This window comes from Sulfitobacter sp. CW3 (genome assembly GCF_019392245.1).
GTDB lineage: Bacteria > Pseudomonadota > Alphaproteobacteria > Rhodobacterales > Rhodobacteraceae > Sulfitobacter.
In genome coordinates this window covers 1-266 of sequence record NZ_JAHXRL010000276.1, presented here as the reverse complement: position 1 = coordinate 266, position 266 = coordinate 1, and the positions used below count along the sequence as shown (strand labels likewise).

The 266-nt window shown below is 73.7% G+C and carries 1 protein-coding gene; it reads right to left on the bottom strand.

Annotated elements, in window-relative coordinates; genetic code table 11:
• Positions 1-266, bottom strand: a 266-nt coding sequence (locus KZZ06_RS21070) for a gamma-glutamyltransferase (RefSeq protein WP_219581898.1), incomplete at both ends; no start/stop codon positions are given.

Sequence of the window (266 nt, the reverse complement as noted above, 5' to 3'; positions counted from 1 at the left end):
CCCGGCGCCGAAATAGCCGTTGATCGTGTAGGTCAGCGCGACCGCGTTGCCGGCCCTGTCCATCACCGAGATATGGGTGGTCTCGGGCCGTTCCCGCGTCTCCGGGCCGGGATCCGGCCGGATCTCCGCCGACGGGGTCGCCCGGTCCGGGCGGATCGAGGCCCGGAGCGTCTCCGCGTAGGCCGGCGACAGCAGCCGGTCGACCGGGTTCTCCACGAAGGCCGGGTCGCCGAGCAGCAGGTTGCGGTCCGCGGAGGCGCGCCGCA